This is a genomic window from Trinickia mobilis (genome assembly GCF_017315705.1).
Lineage (GTDB): Bacteria > Pseudomonadota > Gammaproteobacteria > Burkholderiales > Burkholderiaceae > Trinickia_A > Trinickia_A mobilis.
This window is the reverse complement of the sequence record NZ_JAFLRF010000023.1, coordinates 47,637-66,764: the sequence shown is the minus strand read 5'-3', so window position 1 is coordinate 66,764 and position 19,128 is coordinate 47,637. Positions and strand designations below refer to the sequence as shown.

General features: G+C 63.5%; 15 protein-coding genes. 11 read left to right on the top strand and 4 right to left on the bottom strand.

From position 1 onward, the window contains the following. The 11 genes from J3489_RS25450 (at position 1) to J3489_RS25400 (ending at position 13,290) form a co-directional block, all read left to right on the top strand. A complete protein-coding gene (locus J3489_RS25450; protein WP_207002784.1) occupies positions 1-999 on the top strand; it encodes a branched-chain amino acid ABC transporter permease in 999 nt (332 codons plus the stop codon). Beyond that, the gene (locus J3489_RS25445; protein ID WP_207002782.1) at positions 992-1,747 is read left to right on the top strand and encodes an ABC transporter ATP-binding protein; all 756 of its coding nucleotides are present in this window, start codon (positions 992-994) and stop codon (positions 1,745-1,747) included. Before J3489_RS25450 ends, J3489_RS25445 begins: the two co-directional genes overlap by 8 nt. Further along, positions 1,744-2,454: an ABC transporter ATP-binding protein gene (locus J3489_RS25440; RefSeq protein ID WP_207002781.1), complete on the top strand. Its 711-nt coding sequence runs from the start codon at positions 1,744-1,746 to the stop codon at positions 2,452-2,454. Before J3489_RS25445 ends, J3489_RS25440 begins: the two co-directional genes overlap by 4 nt. 3 nt (positions 2,455-2,457) lie before the next feature. Then, on the top strand, positions 2,458-3,726 hold the full coding sequence (locus J3489_RS25435; protein ID WP_207002779.1) for a 3-isopropylmalate dehydratase large subunit: 1,269 nt from the start codon (positions 2,458-2,460) through the stop codon (positions 3,724-3,726). Further along, positions 3,723-4,274 (top strand): LeuD/DmdB family oxidoreductase small subunit, encoded by a 552-nt coding sequence (locus tag J3489_RS25430; protein ID WP_242540287.1) that lies wholly within the window; start codon positions 3,723-3,725, stop codon positions 4,272-4,274. The genes J3489_RS25435 and J3489_RS25430 overlap by 4 nt, the downstream gene beginning before the upstream one ends. Then, positions 4,268-5,938 (top strand): hydantoinase B/oxoprolinase family protein, encoded by a 1,671-nt coding sequence (locus J3489_RS25425; RefSeq protein WP_207002777.1) that lies wholly within the window; start codon positions 4,268-4,270, stop codon positions 5,936-5,938. Before J3489_RS25430 ends, J3489_RS25425 begins: the two co-directional genes overlap by 7 nt. Continuing rightward, positions 5,935-8,016: a hydantoinase/oxoprolinase family protein gene (locus tag J3489_RS25420; protein ID WP_207002775.1), complete on the top strand. Its 2,082-nt coding sequence runs from the start codon at positions 5,935-5,937 to the stop codon at positions 8,014-8,016. The genes J3489_RS25425 and J3489_RS25420 overlap by 4 nt, the downstream gene beginning before the upstream one ends. A 10-nt stretch (positions 8,017-8,026) precedes the next feature. Then, positions 8,027-8,668: a cysteine hydrolase family protein gene (locus J3489_RS25415; protein ID WP_207002773.1), complete on the top strand. Its 642-nt coding sequence runs from the start codon at positions 8,027-8,029 to the stop codon at positions 8,666-8,668. A 17-nt stretch (positions 8,669-8,685) separates the two neighbouring features. Continuing rightward, complete coding sequence (locus tag J3489_RS25410; protein ID WP_207002771.1) at positions 8,686-9,552, top strand: isocitrate lyase/PEP mutase family protein; 867 nt, start codon at positions 8,686-8,688, stop codon at positions 9,550-9,552. Between the two features lie 264 nt (positions 9,553-9,816). Continuing rightward, positions 9,817-11,256 carry an MFS transporter gene (locus J3489_RS25405; RefSeq protein ID WP_207002769.1) on the top strand — a complete coding sequence of 480 codons (1,440 nt, stop codon included), beginning with the start codon at positions 9,817-9,819 and terminating at the stop codon, positions 11,254-11,256. Between the two features lie 357 nt (positions 11,257-11,613). Beyond that, on the top strand, positions 11,614-13,290 hold the full coding sequence (locus tag J3489_RS25400) for an aconitase family protein (protein WP_309491424.1): 1,677 nt from the start codon (positions 11,614-11,616) through the stop codon (positions 13,288-13,290). 225 nt (positions 13,291-13,515) lie between these two features. On the opposite strand, the gene J3489_RS25395 is transcribed toward J3489_RS25400, so the two are convergent. The 4 genes from J3489_RS25395 to J3489_RS25380 all read right to left on the bottom strand — a co-directional run bounded on the left by J3489_RS25395 (position 13,516) and on the right by J3489_RS25380 (position 18,944). Next, positions 13,516-14,982, bottom strand: a complete 1,467-nt coding sequence (locus J3489_RS25395; RefSeq protein ID WP_207002765.1) for a 3'-5' exonuclease — start codon at positions 14,980-14,982, stop codon at positions 13,516-13,518. 288 nt (positions 14,983-15,270) lie between these two features. After that, positions 15,271-16,212, bottom strand: coding sequence for a 2-dehydropantoate 2-reductase (locus tag J3489_RS25390; protein WP_207002763.1), 942 nt, complete (start codon positions 16,210-16,212; stop codon positions 15,271-15,273). 10 nt (positions 16,213-16,222) lie between these two features. Continuing rightward, complete coding sequence (locus tag J3489_RS25385; RefSeq protein WP_374193488.1) at positions 16,223-17,635, bottom strand: MATE family efflux transporter; 1,413 nt, start codon at positions 17,633-17,635, stop codon at positions 16,223-16,225. 214 nt (positions 17,636-17,849) lie between these two features. Further along, positions 17,850-18,944 (bottom strand): porin, encoded by a 1,095-nt coding sequence (locus tag J3489_RS25380; protein WP_207002761.1) that lies wholly within the window; start codon positions 18,942-18,944, stop codon positions 17,850-17,852. Positions 18,945-19,128 lie beyond the last annotated feature (184 nt).

Here is a 19,128-nt window from a genome sequence, read left to right as displayed (position 1 = left end):
ATGCGCGACGTTCGTTCGATCCTGATCTTCGGTGTGCTGCTGGCCGCGACTGCAAGCGTGTTGCAGTCGGGTGTGCTGCTCACCTTCCTGATGATGTCGCTCTACGCGGTGCTGCTGTCGCAGTCATGGAACATTCTCGGCGGCTACGGTGGGCAATTGTCATTCGGACACGCGTTGTTCTTCGGCGTCGGCGCATACACCCAGGCGATTGCGCAACTGAGTTGGGGCTGGAATCCATGGCTCGCGTTGCCGCTCGCCATCCTGTTCGGCGTCGTTGCCGGACTGGTGGTCGGTGCGCTTGCGTTTCGTGGCGGCCTGAAGGGTTCTTACTTCGCGCTCGTGACATTGGCCTTCGCCGAAGTGGCGCGCATTCTCGCGGTGTCGGTGTCGTTCACTGGCGGCGGCGTGGGGCTGCTGGTGCCGCTGCATGCGAGTGCCGCCAACCTGCAGTTCGGCACGCGGCGCGGTTACGTATATTTGCTGCTGGCCTTCGTGATAGCGGCGCTGATCGTCACCGCATGGTTGCGTCACTCGCGCTTCGGCGCCTATTTGCAGGCGGTGCGCGACAACGAAAACGCCGCGCGAGCCATCGGCGTCGATCCGGTGCGCGTGAAATTGGGGGCCGCTGCGTTGTCTGCGGCATTCATGGGTGCAGCGGGTGCGTGCTACGTGCAAATGTTCCAATACATCGACGCAGACATCGCATTCGGTTCGGCGATATCGATTGAAGCGCTGGTCGGCGTGATCGTCGGCGGCGTCGGCACGTTGTGGGGACCCGTGCTCGGCGCGGCACTGCTCTATGTACTGGGTGAATTGACTCGCAACCTGTTCGGCGAGTTGCCCGGTATCAGCGTGGTGATCTACGGCGTGGTGCTGGTCGTGATCGTGATGTTCCTGCCGCGCGGCATTACGGGCGCGGGTTTATCGGTGCAACGCATGATCGGCCGGCTGGCGACGTCGAAGCCCAGCGGCGAGCGCAAGGAGAAAGCCCGTGTCTGAAGCGCTTTTGCAGGCACGTGGCCTGTCCATCACATTCGGCGGCCTGAAGGCCGTGCAGGAAGTCAGTCTTGAGGTCTTTCCGAACACGCTCACGGCGCTGGTCGGGCCGAACGGTGCGGGCAAGACCACGCTGTTCGCGTTGCTGTCGGGATTTCTCCGACCCGGCGCGGGCCGCGTGCAGTATCTGGGCCGCGACATTACCGGCATGGCGCCGCACGAGTCCGCAAGGCTCGGATTGACACGCACCTTCCAGATCGTGCAGCCGTTCGGTTCACAGACCGTGCGCGAGAATATCGCTGTCGGCGCGCACCTGCATCTGTCCGGGCGGCGTGCGGCATTGGCCGCGGCAGAGGAAGTCGCAGAGCGTGTGAATCTGCACGACAACCTCGACAAGCCGGCGGCCGACCTGACCGTCAGCGGCCGCAAGCGCCTTGAACTTGCGCGCGCGCTCGCCACGAAGCCGCGTCTGCTGTTGCTGGACGAAGTGCTCGCAGGTCTGAATCCAAGTGAAATCGACGAGATGATTCCGGTCATTCGCGGTCTCGTCGCCAGCGGTGTAACCGTGCTGATGATCGAACACGTGATGCGCGCGGTGATGAGCCTTGCCGAGCATGTGTGGGTGCTGGCGCAAGGCCGTCTGATCGCCGGGGGCACGCCACGCGAAGTGACTTCCGATCCCGCCGTGATCGAAGCGTATCTCGGTCACGGCACCGCCGAGCGACTGGCGCGTGAAAGAGGGCATTCATGAGCGCATTGCTCGAAGTCGAGGGGCTTCGCACGGGATACGGCCGCACCGAGGTGTTGCGCGGCGTGGATCTACGTGTCGACGAAAGCGAGATTGTCGTGCTGCTCGGCGGTAACGGCGTGGGCAAGACGACGTTGAACAACACGGTGTGCGGAATCAATGCCGTCTGGCAAGGCGCCGTGCGGTTCGACGGTCACGACCTGACCGGGCGACATTACCGCGCCGTCGTGAAGGCCGGGCTGATTCAGGTACCCGAAGGCCGGCGGATTTTTCCGAACCTGAGCGTGCGCGAGAACCTGGAGCTTGGCGCGTTTTCGCGCGGCAAGCCGAATCGCGCACGCAACCTCGCGCGCATGCTGGAGATCTTTCCGCGTCTTGGCGAACGCATCGATCAGCCGGCCGGCACGATGTCGGGCGGCGAGCAGCAGATGCTGGCCATCGGTCGCGGCCTGATGGCCGAGCCGCGCCTGCTGATTCTGGATGAGCCGTCGCTCGGGTTGTCGCCGTTGATGGTCGAAGAGATGTTCGCGCTGATCGCGCGCCTCCGGCACGAGGGGCTCGCGATTCTGCTGGTCGAGCAGAACGTCGGCCAGTCGCTCGAAACCGGGCAGCGCGGCTATGTGCTGGAAAACGGACTCGTCCGTTACTCGGGCACGTGCGCGGAATTGATGGCCAGCGACGAATTGCGTCGCGCCTATCTGGGGATGTAGTCGATGCCAGTAGCACAAACGCTTGCACAAAAACTGATTGCGGCGGCCTGTGGGCGGCCGGAAGTCGAAGTAGGGGAAATCCTCACCTGCAATGTCGATCTCGCGATGTTCCATGACTCAAGCGGTCCGCGCCGCCTGCAGCCGATGCTCGAACAGCTTGGCGCATCGTTGTGGGACAAGTCGAAGGTCGTGCTCGTGATCGATCACTATGTACCGGAGGCCGACGACGAATCACGCCGCATCGTGCGCATCGCGCGCGAATGGGCGAGCGCGCAGCAGTTGCCGAATGTCTACGACAGTGCCGGTATCTGCCACGTCGTGTTGCCGGAACGGGGTCACCTGCGACCGGGGATGTTCTGCGTCGGCGGCGACTCGCATTCGCCGACGGGCGGCGCGTTCGGCGCGTACATGTTCGGCATCGGCAGCACTGAGATGCTCGGCGTTGCGGTGTCCGGGCAAATCTGGGTGAAGGTGCCGCAAACCTTGCGGATGAACTGGCGCAAGCGTCTCGCGCAAGGCGTGACGGCGAAGGACATGATGCTGCATATGATCGGCCGCTTCGGCATGAATGGCGGCCTCTACCAGGCCGTCGAATTTTGCGGCGAAGCAGTGGCGGCGCTTTCGATGCAGGAGCGCATGACGCTGTCGAATATGAGCGCGGAACTGGGCTCGCAGGTCGGCTTGATTGCGCCGGACGGGGTCACGGTCGACTATCTGCGCGCCGTCGGCGTGCAAGACGAAATCGACATTGCGCGCTGGCAAAGCGATCCGGACTCGCCTGCCGAAACGCACGACTTCGACGCTGCGCTGCTCGTGCCTCAAGTGGCCGCGCCGCATAGCCCCGCGAATACGCGCGACGTAGCCGTGTACAGTGACGTGCCTGTCGATGTCGCCTACATCGGCGCCTGCACCGGCGCAAAACTCGAGGACTTGCGGGCGGCGGCAAGCGTGCTACGCGGCCGCCGCGTCGCCGGCGGCGTGCAACTCGTGGTTGCGCCTGCGAGCATGCGCGATCAGGAGCAGGCCGCGCGCGAAGGCGTGATGGCCGTGCTGGAAGAGGCGGGCGCCCAAGTGCTGGCCACCACGTGCGGCGCGTGTGCCGGTTATGGCGGCTCGATCCCGGAAGGCAGCACGGTGATTTCGAGCACCGCGCGCAACTTCAAAGGACGGATGGGGGCGGCGTCGGCGCAGGTCTATCTGGGCTCGCCATACACCGTCGCGGCGTCTGCGTTGCGCGGGCGCATTACCGATCCTCGCGAGGTACTGGCATGAGCGATAGACCGCTGAACCCTATGCCGTCCGCGCAGGAACGGCTCGGCGATTCGCATCGCGCCTGGCGCGTCGGCGCGGATATCGATACGGATGCGCTTGCGCCCGGCGCCTACATGAAATTCAGCATCGAAGAAATCGCGCGGCACTGTCTGGAGATTCCGCGACCCGATTTCGCAGCCGGCGTGCAGCCGGGCGATGTGCTCGTGGCCGGGCCGAACTTCGGCATCGGCTCGTCGCGCGAACAGGCGGCTGCCGCGCTGGTGCGCCTCGGCGTGCGGGCCGTGATTGCGCCGGCGTTCAACGGCCTGTATTTCCGCAACGCCTTCAACGTCGGCCTGTTGCTGCTGACGTGCGCCGACGCCGAATCGATCGACGAAGGCGAGCACATCGCGATCGACCCGCGCGGCGGCTGCGTCCGGCGGGCCGACGGCGTCGAACTATCGTGCGAGCCGGTTCCCGCGTTCCTGCTCGACATGGTCGACGCGGGCGGCCTGCTCAATCTGCTCAAGCAGCGTTACCCGACACCCAAGGGAGTCATCTCATGCTAGACCCGGTCACGCTGGCGGTCCTCAAGGGCCGGCTGGAACAGATCGCCGACGAAATGGACGCGACCCTGTATCGCAGCGCTTTCAATCCGATCATTGCGGAAGCGCACGACGCCTGCCACGGCATCTACGATGCCGCTTCTGGCGCGACGCTGGTGCAGGGCAAGTCCGGCCTGCCCGTGTTCGTCGGCGCGATGGCGTTCGCGGTGCGGGCTGCAATACGCGTTGCCGGCGAGCGCGGCGGCATGGCCGACGGCGACGTCTGGCTCTTCAACGACCCGTATGAAGGCGGCACGCACGCCAACGACTTCAAGCTGGTGCGGCCGGTGTTTCGCGACGGCAAGCTATTCTGCTTTCTTGCGTCGGCGGCGCATTGGCATGATGTCGGCGGCGCGGTGCCCGGCAATTACAACCCCGCCGCCACCGAGTGCTGGCAGGAAGCCGTGCAGATTCCGCCGGTGCGTATCGTGAGGCGCGGCGAACTCGATGCCGACGTGCTCGCCATCCTTCAGGCCAACACGCGCTTGCCCGATAGCCTGTGGGGCGACCTCAACGGCCAACTTGCGGCGCTCGAACTGGGCACGCGCCGTCTGGACGCTCTGCTCGACGACTATGGCGACGCCACCGTGCTCGAATCGCTCGCGCTGTTGCGCGAACGCGCCGTCAAGCTGATGCGCTCGCACGTGGCGGCGTTGCCGGACGGCGACTACGCGTTCGACGACATGCTCGACAACGACGGCGTGCGCGACGAGCCGCTGAAGATCGCGTTGCGCATGCGCGTCGCGGGCGACACGTTGACGCTCGACTTCACCGGCACATCGCCCGCCTGCGCGGGGCCCGTCAACATTTCGCGCGCCACGGCGATTGCGGCGTGCTACGTCGCGCTCAAACACCTTTTCCCCGATGTGCCGGCCAATGCCGGCGTCCTCGACGCGGTGTCGTTCGTCCTGCCGGACGGACTGTTGATCTCGGCCGACCGGCCGCGTCCGGTCGGCGGCTACACAGAAACGATCTTGCGGATGATCGACGTGATTTTTTGCGCGATGGCGCAGGCTGCGCCGGAGCGGGCCATGGCTCAGGCATACGGCACCATCAACGCGCTGTCGATTGCCGGTCATCGCAGCGAGGATGCGCGCAAGGGCCAACGTTGGGTGATGTTCAGTTTCTTCGGCGGCGGGCACGGCGGCCATTCGCAAGGCGATGGCCTGAGTCACGGCAACGCGCCGATTTCCACGGCGACCATTCCACCGTTGGAGATTCTCGAAGCGGCCTATCCGGTGCGTTTCACGCAATGGGCTTTGCGTCCCGACTCCGGCGGCGACGGCAAGTATCGCGGCGGCCTCGGCGCGATCTACGAAATCGAATTGCTCGAAGACCAGGCCGAAGCATTCATCTTCGGCGAGCGCGGGCGGTCGGCTCCGCAAGGGATCGCGGGCGGCGAGGCGTCCGTGCGCAACATCTTTCGCTATCAGCGCGACGGTGAATGGCATGCGCCGCCGATGGCGTCGAAGATGCTCGGCATCCGCTTGAAGCGCGGCGAACGGGTACGGCTCGAAACGCCCGGCGGCGGCGGTTACGGCGCGCCGTCCGAGCGAGACGACGACGCCCGGGAGCGCGATTGTGCGATGGGTTATGTCACGACAGGTCGGAAGGAGCAACAGGTATGAAGGCGGCTGCACACTGTTCAATCGTCGTCGGTGTCGACGTGGGGGGCACGTTCACCGATCTGTTCGTCCTCGACGAAATTGCGGGCACTGCGCGCGTCGTGAAAGTCCCGTCCACGCGCGGTGAAGAAGCGCGGGGTTTCATGGACGGTATCGAACGTATCGGCAATGCAGGCAAGGATGGCGCAGGCGACAGCGGGGCCGGTGCGATCGCGACGATCGTGCACGGCACCACCGTCGGTACGAATGCCCTGCTCGAACGCAAAGTGGCGCGCACCGGCATCATCACCACCGAAGGCTTCCGCGATGTGCTCGAAATGCGTCGCCGCGACCGGCCGCGTACCTGGGGCCTGCGCGGCGGTTTTGAGCCGGTGGTGCCGCGCAATCTTCGCCTCGAAGTCAGCGAGCGCGTGCTGGCCGATGGCACCTTGCATACGCCGGTGGACCTCACCCAGGTGAAGGCCGCGGCGGGCGATCTGCTCGAACGAGGCTGCGAGGCAGTGTGCGTATTCTTCATCAACGCCTACGCGAATCCGCTCAACGAAGCGCGAGCCGTCGAGGCGGTGCGCGCGATCTGGCCGAACTCGAACGTGACGGCGGCGACGGAGGTGTTACCCGAGATCCGCGAATTCGAACGATGCTCGACGGCCACGTTGAACGCTTCGTTGCAGCCGGTGGTGGGCAGCTATCTGACGCGTTTGGAAAGCGATCTGAAGGCGCACGGCTTTCGTGGCGAGCTGCTGGTGGTGCAGAGCAACGGCGGCATCATGTCGCGCCAGACTGCGTGCGACATGCCGGTGCGCACGGCGCTGTCAGGTCCGGCTGCGGGCGTGATCGCCTGCGCTGCGATCGGGCGCGCGGCGGGCTATCCGAACCTCGTCACCGGCGACATGGGCGGTACGTCGTTCGATGTGTCGCTGGTGGCGAATGGCGAAGCCTCGTTGTCCGCGCAGACTTCGATCGACTTCGGCATGGTGGTGCGCGCGCCGATGATCCAGATCGAGACGATCGGCGCGGGCGGCGGCTCGATTGCCTCCGTCGATGCGGGCGGCTTGCTGCAGGTGGGTCCCGAATCGGCCGGCAGCGTGCCGGGACCGGCCTGCTACGGACGCGGCAATACGCGCCCGACCGTCACCGACGCCAATGTGCTGCTCGGTCGCATTGCGGCGGATCGTCCGTTGGGCGGTGGCCTGCTGGCCCGGATGGACGTTGGCAAGGCGCGTGAAGCGATCGACGTGCACGTGGCCGCACCGCTCGGCCTCGATGCCTACGCGGCGGCCGAGGCGATCCTGACGGTGGCCAATGCAAAGATGGCAGGCGCGATACGTCTGGTGTCGATCGAACGCGGCCATGACCCGCGTGAGTTCGCTTATATGCCGTTCGGCGGCGGCGGCGCGCTGCACGTCTGCGCGATGATGCGCGAAGTCGGAACCACCACAGGCATCGTGCCGCGTTTTCCCGGCGTGACGTCGGCAATCGGCTGCGTGATCGCCGACATGCGGCACGACGCCGTGCAGACGCTCAATCGTGCGCTCGCCGATCTCGATGTCGAAGATTTGCGCGCCCGCGTCGCGAGCATGGCCGAAGCATGCACGCAGCGGCTCGACTCCGCCGGTGTCGCCTTCGAAGCGGTCCGCGAGACCGTCGAGCTCGACATGCTCTATGTCGGGCAGAGTCATACGGTGCGTGTGGAAGTGCAGCGCGACGCGCTCGAGCGCGCCGAGATCGGCGCCGCCTTCGAAGCAGCATACCGGGCAACATTCGGGCGCGCGCTTGACGGTATCGCAGTGCGCATCATGAACCTGCGCTATGCGCGCATCGGTGTGCGGCCCAAGTTCGATCTGGCAGTGCTGGCGCCGAAGGCTACGGCGATGCCGCAATCACTGGGTACGCAAGCGGTTTTTCACGCGGGCAGATGGTGGGACGCGGCGCGTTTCGCACGCCTCGACCTGCCGGTGGACGCAACGGTCGATGGTCCTGCGATTCTCGAGCAGGCGGATACGACGATCTGGCTCGAACCCGGATTCAGCGGTCGTGTCGATACGCTCGGTAATCTGTTGATCACGCGCCAAGCAGACTAAGGATCCGCATATGACGACTTCCGACACGATGCTGAACTCGCGTCATACCGCGCTGGTCATCGTCGATCTGCAGAACGATTTTGTAAGCGAAGGCGGTGCATACGACCGCGGCGGCGCTGCCTCGGAGGCGGCGCGCGCGTTACCGGTGCGCATTGCGCCGGTGGCGCGCACGTTGAAGCAACGAGGCGGCTTTGTTGCGGCCAGCCAGTTCACGTTGTGGCCGGATGCGCAGGGTGAACCGATGATCTCGCCGCATCTGAAGCAACTGCGTCCGTTTTTGCGCCGCGGGGATTTTGTTGCTGGCTCGCGCGGCCATGCGACAGTTTCCGCGCTCGAAAGTCTCATCGATGTGTCGGTGCGGAAGGTCGCCTATTCGGCCTTTTTCAACACGCAGCTCGACTGGGTGTTGCGCCGCGCCGGTATCGAGACCGTGGCGATCTGCGGCATCGTCACCAACGGCGGTGTGGCGAGTACGGCGCGCGACGCGCACATGCGTGACTATCGCGTGCTGGTGCTGGACGATGGCTGCGCGGCATCGACACAAGCCGCGCACGACACGGCGCTCGCCGATCTGCGCACAATCTGCGAATTGATGACCTGCGAGGCGTTCGCAGACCGCCTCGCAATTCAATCGCTGGATCGGCCTTTTTAATCGCAGGAGTGAAGACCATGGCAACCGAACCCAAACAACTGAAGTCACTTCTCGCACAAGGCGCTGTGCTCGCACCCGGCGTATTCGATGCGCTGAGCGCGCTGATCGCGGAACGGGCTGGCTTCGAGGGGCTCTACCTGTCCGGGGCGTCGATCGCGTATACACGGCTGGGGCGATCCGATGTCGGCTTGACGACGTTTCCTGAAGTCGAAGATACGCTAGCACGCGTCACCGAACGTGTAGCCTTGCCTGTGATCGTCGATGCCGATACCGGCTTCGGTAATGCGCTGAACGTCAAGCGTACGGTGCGCGGCTTCGAACGCGCGGGTGCTGCGATGATCCAGCTCGAAGATCAGACATTCCCGAAGCGCTGCGGGCATCTCGACGGCAAGTCCGTGATTCCCGTTGGCGAGATGTGCGGCAAACTGCGGGCAGCCGTCGACGCGAGGGTGAGTGCCCATACGCTGATCCTCGCGCGCACCGACGCGGCTGCTGTAGAAGGACTGGACGCTGCGCTTGAGCGCGCCGAGCGCTATCTGGAAGCGGGCGCGGACGCGTTGTTCATTGAAGCGCTGCGCTCGCTCGAACAGATGGAAGCCGTGTGTGAGCGCTTCGCGGGCCGCGTGCCGCTGCTTGCGAATATGGTTGAGGGCGGCAAAACGCCGATACAGAATGCACAGACGCTCACGCAACTCGGCTTTCGCATCGTGATTTTTCCTGGAGGCACGGCTCGCGCAGTGACGCATACGCTGCAAGGGTATTACGGCAGCTTGCATGCGCATGGGACAACCGCGCCATGGCGCGATCGAATGCTCGATTTCGATGGGATTAATGAGGTCATTGGTACGCCGGCACTGATGGCGGAGTCGCAGTTGTATCAATAGCTGCTCTACGCCGCTCGCGCGATGTTGCGTTGATCGCACACGGCGACGAGCAATCGTAGCGCTTTCACGTCGATGTCGTGCTTGTGCCGTCTCCGAAGACGCAGACATTCCGATTTGGAACCTTAGCGATTCCAAAATACCGCTTTAACCTTTTGCCGAAGTTTCTAAAGTTAGCCCTACGCTGGCGGGCGTGCGACCCATCGCCCTCATAACGGCCGGCACGCCCAAAAAAATGTCCGCCGGTGCAGAGATCAGGAGACAGACATGCAGCAGACCGTCACCGCGGGAGGCTCTCCGCGTGTCACGCCCAACGTTCGCGTCGGCGTCGACCTCGGCGCGGAAATTTCCGCGCGCATGGATCGCCTGCCGATCACGCGGCATCTCTGGATGCTCGTATTCCTCCTCTCCCTCGGCGGTTTTTTTGAAATCTACGATCTCATCTTTACCGGCTATATCGCGCCGGGCATGGCGAAGAGCGGCTTGCTTCAGACCACGACGCAGGCGTTCTTCGGCTTCACCGGAATCGCCGCCTTTATCGCGGCGACATTCGCCGGATTGTTCGTCGGCACGTTCGGATTCGGCTGGATGCCGGACCGCTATGGACGCCGCGCCGTATTCACGTTCTCACTGCTGTGGTACTCGGTCGGCTCGACGATCATGGCGTTCCAAAGAACGCCGGAAGGCGTGCTTCTGTGGCGCTTCATCACAGGCATCGGGGTAGGCCTGGAGATCGTCACGATCGACACATACGTGACCGAGCTGGTGCCGCAGCAGATGCGCGGTCGTGCAATCGCATTCAATCAGGTTGTGATGTTCGCGGCGGCCCCGGTTGCGGCGATCCTCTCGTGGCAGCTCGTGCCCCAGACGGTCTTCGGGCTCGACGGCTGGCGCGTCGTGGTACTCGCCGGGTCAGCAGGCGCCGTGGTGGTCTGGTTCATCCGGCGCGCGGTGCCGGAAAGCCCCAGATGGCTGGCTATCCGTGGCGACTTAGAAACGAGCGATAGGATCGTGCGCAAGATGGAGTCGATCGTCGAGCGACAGTCTGGCGTGCCGTTGCCGCCCCCCGCGCAGGCGGCCGAGGAGCCCGTGCATCGCCGCGTATCGCTCGCCGAACTCGGGCGCGCGCCATATCGCTCCCGCGTTGTCATGCTGATTGTCTTCAACTTCTGCCAGGCGATCGGTTACTACGGGTTCGCGAACTGGGTGCCAACGCTTTTGATCGGTCAGGGCATCACGGTCACGAAGAGCCTTTTGTACTCGTTCATCATCGCCTTTGCCATGCCTGCGGGGCCGATGCTCGCGATGCTCTACGCCGACAAGATCCAGCGCAAATATCTCATCGTCGGCGGAGCACTTGCAGTGGTCGTTTGCGGGCTGGCGTTCGGACAAGTAAAGGCAGTGGTACCGCTCATTATTCTGGGTGTACTGATCAGCCTTGCTGGGCAGACAATCTCCGTATCGTTCCACGCGTACCAGTCCGAGCTTTTCCCCACCGCGGTGCGCTGCCGTGCAAGCGGTATCGTGTATTCGGCTAGCCGCATCGGCGCCATGATGTCGGGCTTCATCATCGCGGCGCTTCTGAAGGACTTTGGGGTAGCGGGAGTCTTTACCGGCATCACGGCCTTCATGCTGGTGGTGGCTGTCGCGATCGGCGTGTTCGGTCCCAAGACCAACGGTGTGCGACTCGAGGAACTCAGCCGGTGAATCCGGTGACGCCTCCCTTTTCGCTATCCCGACCGCCCACTAGCGAGAATTTTCATAGCGGAGACAACTGTGTGCCACTCACCTTCGCAGCCAACAGAGACGGTGCGCTTTAACGGCCGAATTTTGTTCCTCGCGCAGAACGCGAGTGTGATCGAGCGGCAACTGTCGGGGGAGGACGTTACGCTCGAAGCGGCGATGCCGCTACGCTCGGACATCTCCACGGACGAAATCACGCCCGCCTATATTTGCTACTACTTCGACGAGAAGCTCGGCGAGTACCCGTATCTTGGCCTCGACTGCGCAGGGACTCGCCCGGTGAAGCAAGGCAGCGTGAAGGCGGCGGGGTTCGCGGTGACGGTGGCGGGACGCCGCTACGGTAAGGGATCGTCGCGGGAGGCAAGCCCGTTCGCTGAGTGGTGTGCGGGCATCCGTTTGGTGATCGCCGAGAGCTTCGAGCGAATCTACCGGCAGAATTGCCGCAATCTGGGTATTTTCACGTCGACTGATTTTGGCCTGATCGAGCGCATCCGGCGAGGCGAGGACATTGCGCTGGACGAATTCACGCGCGAAGAAGACGAGCTGACCGCCGAGTTGATCCGCAGGGGAGGACTTTTCCGGCTCACCGAAGCGAGGCGTGCTGGCTGGCAGTCTTCGGTACCGGCTGCGCAACAGCGTCCCATGACGTACGCTGAAAAAATCGTCGCGAGAGCGAGTGGCTGCGCGTGCGTGATACCTGGGCAAAGCGTTTTCGCCAAAACTGACTGGCGCTACGCGCACGAATACGTCTCTCCGATGTCCATCAGCTTCCTGCGTCGCGAGTACGTCGACAAGATCGAACTGCACGACCCCGAAAGCATAGTCTGCTTTTCAGACCATCTGACATTTATCCACCGCAGCATGCCGGCCGAGCGTCGGGCGCTCGGGCTGCTCGATATGGCGCAAGCCATGGGCAAGGTCCAGCAACAGTTCTGTGAGGAGCACGGGTTACGCCATCACGGATTGTTGGTCGACAGGGAAGGCTCCGAAGGGATCAGCCACTCGATCATGGCCGAGCGCTATGTAAAGCCAGGGCAACTCGTCGTTGGCACGGATTCCCATACGCCGCATTGCGGCGCGTTGGGCGCTCTGGCTTTCGGCATCGGCGCGACAGAGATGGCCAATGCGTGGCTCACGGGCGATGTTCGGGTGAAAGTGCCGCCGACCTGCCGGGTGCGTCTCAGAGGGCGTCTGCCAGCAGGCGTGGAGGCGAAGGACATCGTGTTGCATCTGCTGCGTCTGCCCTACGTGCGCGAAGGCAGGGCAATTGGACAGGTATTTGAATACGGCGGTGAAGCCTTGGCGTCGTTGTCGACCGACGAACGGGCGACGCTCACGAACATGGTCGCGGAAATCGGTGGCTTTAGCGGTATCGTGATTCCCGACGAAGAGACGCAACACTTTCTGCGCGAGCGTCGGGGTATCGAGCTGAAGATCGAGCCGTGGATGTGCAGCGATGACGACGCCGAAATGGCGTACACCATCGAAGTAGACTGCTCGCAACTCGAACCGATGCTTGCGCGTCCGGGCGACCCGGGTCAAGGCGTGCGCGTGTCCGAACTTCGCGGGTCCATACGGGTGGATATCGCATATGGCGGGTCCTGCACCGGCGGCAAGCGCGAAGATCTGCGGCGTTGCTATGAGGTGATGGAATGGGCGCTGCGGCACGGCATGAAAGTCGCCGAGACGACCCGCTTTTTCCTGCAGTTCGGCAGTCAGGACGTGCGTGACTACTGTGTGCGCGAAGGCATGTTGAGCGTCTTCGAACGTGCAGGCGTCGAACTCATCGAACCGGGCTGCGGTGCATGTGTCAACGCAGGACCTGGCGTGTCGGATCGACCCGATCAGGTGACGGTCAGTGCCATTAATCGCAACTTTCCAGGGCGCTCGGGCCCCGGCCAAGTATGGCTCGCAAGCCCTTCCACCGTCGCAGCAAGCGCCGTGGCTGGCAAAATCGTGAGTTTCGAGCAATTGCGGGCATCGACGCAACACATCTGAGTCCTTGCACAAAGCTGCCGATGGCTGTAACGGCCACAGAGGTTTAGATCCACCGGCGACAGCAATGGCCGATGACTTCGCGAGCAACTCGAAGCACAGTTCGGCATCACACCGAGCGAACTGGCCGTGAATATCCGTAAGAAGGGCGCAAGAGTCTTCGAAAGCCGGCGAGAACTACCTTACCGGTCTCGGTGCCGAACACCGGCGCGGAGCAGACCTGCGCAGTCAGCGACGCGAACCGAACAATCGTAAAAGCTCTTCGCGTAGCTCGGAGATGTCCAGCACATGCTGTGCGCGCGTGACCGCCACGTAAAGCAAGCGCATCTCATCCTCGTCCAGCGTCAGGCGCCCGTCGGCAGTCTTGAAGCGAAAATCATTGGCTACCTTCACCCGTTTCCATTCGAGCCCCTTCGCGCGGTGCACGGTCGAGATCACAAAGTCGGCGCATGCTTCGGGCGTAACTCGCCGCGCCAGCGCTCGCAGATAGGCGGTGCCACACTCGTCGACGATGCGCACGATCGGTAGTAAGTCGCGCCCGACCGCGCTCTGAGCAAACGATTGAGCATCCTTCCACGTTTCGAACAACGAAAATGCCGCTGGCCGGAATGCTCGCTTGCCGGCCAGCAACCGGTCGGCACCATCTGCAAACGCCACGATCTCCGTGGGGCTCATCCGGATCGCCGGTTTATAACCCGCTTCGACGCCTGCGGCCAACTGCCAGATCGCCGTCACATTCTTGCGACACAAAATGGCATCGACTGGCGGCGAGATATTCGGGTCCTCCACCATGATCGAACCGATGGTGTCCTGGCCGCGAATGGGCGTGCGTTCGCCAAGCAAAGCGAGAATGCGACTAGCGAGCGCCGCGACCGTAGGTCCGAAGCGGAAGGATTCGGTTAGCGCACACTCGGGCGCGTCGATCTGAGCCATAGCATTGACCGCGCCGCGCCACTCATAGATTTGCTGGTAGGGATCGCCGACGTAGATGATCTGCGCGTGGCGCTGGTGACCAAGCACCGAGAGCATGACGCCATCGCTGTCCTGCGCCTCGTCGAACAGGATAAAGTCCGCATCGATACGCGGTTCCGTCTGCGCCCAGACTTTTAAATAGACGTCCGGCGCAATGGCGCTGCGCCCGCGTGGGTCAGTGCTTTCATTCCACAGGCGCACTACGCAGGGAAGCAACGATTCGCGCAGCCAGTCGGCCGCCTTTTCATGTACTTTTTCGTCGACAGGGATATGGGAAGCCTCCGGCCCCAGCTGCCCCGAACGGCAGAACCTGCCCAGGCCGTCGGCAACCATCCTACCAATTTCGAACGGCGTGATTTCGACGGTTTTGCCGGTGATGGTTGGCACCTGTATCGGTCCAAGCCCATAGCGGGCAGCCAATTCCTGCGGCGGCTCGGCCGGGAGATTCACGCGCGCAGTCAGGGCGGGAGCTACGGACGCATACGCGAGCGAATGCACCGTGCGCGCGCCGACATTGGGCGGAAAGCCGCGGCGAGCGTGCTCAGCGATTTCCCTGTTGAAGGCGAGATAGCTGCCGCGTTTACCGGTGAGGTGGCTGGCAACGAGCCGTAGCGTCGAAGTCTTACCGGCGCCGGCGTATGCCTTGACCTTCAGGTCGCTGCCGCCGAGGACCGCATCCACGACCGCGTGCTGTTCGGCGGTAGGCTTAAAAGAATGGGGCATGGCATGTCTGATTCAAATGCCCGATAGTGTGCCCGAAAATCGAAGATGGGCAGGCCGCCAGGTCAGGCGGCAACCGGCACCCACCAACGCGATCGATCTGGCAGTGATGGGAGGTATCTCAGGGCCGCGCGCTCACTTGCATCCCTGTTGCTTACAGGGGGCGTCGGCTAAAGTCCTCTACGTACGTAGGGCAGCAGCCGGCCGCGAGGCGTCATTCGTCCGTCGCATCACATGGACGTTAATCCGCCGCCTTCACATTTGAAAGCGGCCACTGGGCCGGCAGCCCGATCATTCTGCCGCAGTAACGTCAGCACGACGTTGCCGTTGATAAACCTGCAAGTGGCAATATGCGACGCGCGCGAGCGGCAAATCGATCTTGTGCCGCTTCGCGCGTGCGAGCAGGTCACCGACAATCGCATCGGCTTCCACGCGTGGCGCGCTGCTCGTGATGTCTCGCATCATCGACGCGGCCCACGTTGATTGCGGATCGAGCAGCCTCGCGCGGATCCGCGCGAGGTCGTCGGCGCCGGGCGGATGATCTTCGGCTGTCGAGACAGCCCCGCACTCGTCGATGGACTGGTTCATTAACTGCATGCCATCCTGGCTGGCCAGGATATCGCCTATGGTGCCGCGCATCAGACAGGTCATCAGCGAGCCGGCCGCGAGCATCACCCACTTGTTCCACAGCGCCTGCTCGATATCAGGCTGCATCGAACGCACGCCGCCCGAGCGCGAGATCAATCCATGAAAGTGCTGCACGGTCTCTTGCGCCTGCGGCGCGCGAGCGCCGACCTGCACGATATCGTTCACACCGTCGTGACGGATGATGCCGTCGGCCCCAAGCGTTGTGGCGATATACGATACGCCGCCTGCGACCCGTTCACGACCGAAGCACGCATCGAGGCGGTCGTACACGCCGAGGCCGTTCAGGAACGGAAGCACGACCGTATGCGGGCCGACTGCAGGTGCGAAATCGGCAATCGCGGCCTCAAGGTCGAACGCCTTGCAGCTCAGCAGAATCAGGTCATATCCCGGCTTCAACGTATCGCATTGCACCGTGTGCACTGGCCCGTCGAAGTCGCCGAGCACGCTGCACACCTTCAACCCCAACGCGCCCAACACGGCTGCCCGCTTTGGCCGCACGAGGAAGGCGACGTCCGCCCCCGCGTCGAGCAGCCTCGCGCCGTAATATCCGCCGATAGCCCCGGCACCCACCACCAGTATTTTCATTTTGCGATCCCTATGACGATTTAGCGGTCGCGCGTTGGCTCACGACGAACCAGCGCCCTGACGCAACTGACCAGAGGATGATTGCGCCGTACGCCACCATTGCGCCTGCACCGATTGCGAAAAAAAGCGGCAGCAATGCAGTGACTCGCAGCGCCAGCGCGCCGAGGCCCGCATACAGCGCGAGCCGCAGCGCCCCCGCCCCGAGTGGCCATGCGAGCCGGCCCGCGCCTTGCGCCGCGAAGTAAAGCGAGAAGCCAAGTCCGAAGAAGCCATAGAACGGACCGACGATGCGCAGGTAGGTCGAGCCGGTCCGCAGTAGCTGCTCGTTCGCGCCGAACAACTCAAGCCAGGCGTGCGGCCAAAGCGCTGCCGCGAGGCCAACCAGTTCGGTGAGGACGAACGCCATCACGCCACCGGTCAGCGCGATGCTCAGCGCTCGTTCGCGCTGTCCTGCGCCGATGTTTGCACCGACGAGCGCGACCATCGGTGCGCCCAGGCCGAATGCGATTGGCATCAGCAGATATTCCAGGCGAGCGGCGGTGGCGTACCCGGCCAGAGCCGCGGTGCCGGCATGAGCGCCAACGGCAGCACCGGTCAGCGCGATCAGAGTGTTCGTCATGAGCGGATTCAGGCAGGCCAAGCCACCGACCGTGAGGATGCCGCGCATTGGCGCCCAGTGCAGCCGGCCGCGCAACAGGCGGGCTGGATTGCGCCCGCTCGCGCAATACCAGCCAAGTATTGCCGTGCCTGCCGCGTAATAGGCGATGAGCGCCCATGCGCCACCCGCGACGCCGAGCTGCGGCAGCGGCCCAATGCCAAAGATCAGGCATGGCGACAGCGGAATCAGCAGCACCGCTCCTCCGCAGATCACCGCGCCCGGCACGGTCATGTTGCCGGTGCCGCGAATCACACTCGCGAGCGCGTTCATCGCCCACATCAGCGGCAGACCGGCCAACACGACGTGTCCGTAAGTGTTGGCGGCGTCAAGTGCCGCACCGTGTGCGCCGAGCATCTGGAACAGTGGCCGCGCGATCGCCAGCAGAATCACTGAGAACGCGATACCTATCAATGCATTGAGCGCGACGGCATGGCGCGCAAGCTGATTGACCAGGGCTGTGTTGCCGGAGCCGAGGCTACGCGCAACCGACGACGAGATGCCGCCGCCCATCGCGCCTTGCGACATGTTCTGCATCAGCATCAACACCGGCACAACCACCGCGATGCCCGCAAGTACCTGAGTGCCGAGCTTAGCGAGAAACCATGTTTCGACGAGGCCCGTCGACGACTGGGCCAGCATCATCAGCATGTTTGGCCAACCCATCCTTGCGAGCAGCGGGGCAATCGGCGCTTCGAGCATTGCGCGCAAGCGTGGGTGGGCCGCGGGCATGGTGGTTGGGGCGGCCTGGGTCGAGATCGTATTCATCGTCGCGCTTCTTCTGTAGATAGAAAATACTGAAAGGTGTGTCGTAGACGATGGCGTCCACATCAGATGACTTCTCGGTCCCATATTTTGGTCCCTGCCACCAGATCGGTGCGCGCGGACCATCGGCCGGCCGTGAGCTCATCAGGACTACGAAGTCATGAAAGGTGCTTGCGGGCCGGCCGGGTTTCGTTGTTGCCGCGGGGAAGAGGGGGGCTTAGAAGAAGTGCACGATGCCCAACTGCACGCCGCTGAGCGTGCCGCCCGGTGCCGAGGTGATGTGCGCCGACGGTTCGACCACCGCCGCGCCGTTCAGCGCCAGGTTGTTGCGAGTGCCGCGCTGGCTCAGGCGCGAGTAAGTCGTGTAGATAATGGTGCGCTTGGAAAGAACGTAGCTGTACATCACGCCGATCTGCGAGGCATTGCCGTGACCGGTGCCGGAAACATGATCGAGCATGTAAGCGTAGCCGAGCGCGAGGCGCGAGGCCACCGAGAAGGAATAGGCGAGCGAGCCGGACATCACGTTGGTGTGAACGCTGTCGTCGGAAGTCTTGTCGTCGTTCGCGGCCAAATAGAACTGCCAGTGCTCGCCGAGCTTGTAGTAGCCGCCCGCCGAGGTGCGCCGGAACGTGTACGGCAGCGATTCGTTGCGCACTTCCTCGTGGTTGATGCCGAGATAGAGCGGGCCGTGCGTGTATTCGAGCGCGATGTGGAAGTTCTGGTTGCCGAAATCCTGGTTGAGCGGCGTGCCGCCGGAAACCGCGCCCTTGGCGTACAAACCCGAAAACTTGAAGCCCGCGACCGTCGGCGAGAAATAGCCGATCGCGTTGTCGATACGCACCGTGGCGGTCGACATATTGTTCCAGCCCGATGCCTGGGTGGCGGCGAAGAACGCGTCGAAACTGCCGCTCATCAAGAATTCGGGCGTGTTCTGGCGGCCGAAGCGAATCTCGCCGTATTTGTCGTTGGCCAGTCCAACCCAGGCCTGGCGGTTGAAGGCGCGGTTCGAATCGGCAAAGGTGCCGTCGTTCGAGTTGATGCCGCTCTCCAGATCGAAGGTGGTCTTGTTGCCGCCGCCGAGATCCTCGGTGCCGCGCACTCCCCAGCGGCTCGCGTACAGGCCGCTCGAATCCATGCGCGTGACCGACGGTTTGCCATCCGGGTGAATGTTCGTCACGAAGGTGTCGACGACGCCATACAAGGTCGCGCTCGACTGTGCATGAACGGCGCCCGAGCCGGCCAGCAGGCCGGCTAGTGCGATGCGGATCACGATATCGCGAGGACGTGGAGCGAAACGTTGGCCAAATGTCATTACGGCTTTTCCCTTGAGTCGTCGACGGTGCCGCGGCTCCGAATGGCCGGAAACCCGCACCTCGTTGATTGGATGAGTTCTTTCTTCATTGCCCGCATTAAAATTTCGGACTGCAGAGCGAGGTGAAAGAAGGTATTCAGCCGGATTGCGCATCGGGACGGCAGGGTGGCGAGGCGTGTTGCGC

Bases quoted from the DNA above. Each gene is read 5' to 3' on its own strand.
- J3489_RS25405 (WP_207002769.1), top strand. From the start codon at position 9,817: ATGCAGCAGACCGTCACCGCGGGAGGCTCTCCGCGTGTCACGCCCAAC.
- J3489_RS25435 (WP_207002779.1), top strand. From the start codon at position 2,458: ATGCCAGTAGCACAAACGCTTGCACAAAAACTGATTGCGGCGGCCTGT.
- J3489_RS25395 (WP_207002765.1), bottom strand. From the start codon at position 14,982: ATGCCCCATTCTTTTAAGCCTACCGCCGAACAGCACGCGGTCGTGGAT.
- J3489_RS25440 (WP_207002781.1), top strand. From the start codon at position 1,744: ATGAGCGCATTGCTCGAAGTCGAGGGGCTTCGCACGGGATACGGCCGC.
- J3489_RS25380 (WP_207002761.1), bottom strand. From the start codon at position 18,944: ATGACATTTGGCCAACGTTTCGCTCCACGTCCTCGCGATATCGTGATC.
- J3489_RS25430 (WP_242540287.1), top strand. From the start codon at position 3,723: ATGAGCGATAGACCGCTGAACCCTATGCCGTCCGCGCAGGAACGGCTC.
- J3489_RS25385 (WP_374193488.1), bottom strand. From the start codon at position 17,635: ATGAATACGATCTCGACCCAGGCCGCCCCAACCACCATGCCCGCGGCC.
- J3489_RS25450 (WP_207002784.1), top strand. From the start codon at position 1: ATGCGCGACGTTCGTTCGATCCTGATCTTCGGTGTGCTGCTGGCCGCG.
- J3489_RS25410 (WP_207002771.1), top strand. From the start codon at position 8,686: ATGGCAACCGAACCCAAACAACTGAAGTCACTTCTCGCACAAGGCGCT.
- J3489_RS25415 (WP_207002773.1), top strand. From the start codon at position 8,027: ATGACGACTTCCGACACGATGCTGAACTCGCGTCATACCGCGCTGGTC.
- J3489_RS25390 (WP_207002763.1), bottom strand. From the start codon at position 16,212: ATGAAAATACTGGTGGTGGGTGCCGGGGCTATCGGCGGATATTACGGC.
- J3489_RS25420 (WP_207002775.1), top strand. From the start codon at position 5,935: ATGAAGGCGGCTGCACACTGTTCAATCGTCGTCGGTGTCGACGTGGGG.
- J3489_RS25425 (WP_207002777.1), top strand. From the start codon at position 4,268: ATGCTAGACCCGGTCACGCTGGCGGTCCTCAAGGGCCGGCTGGAACAG.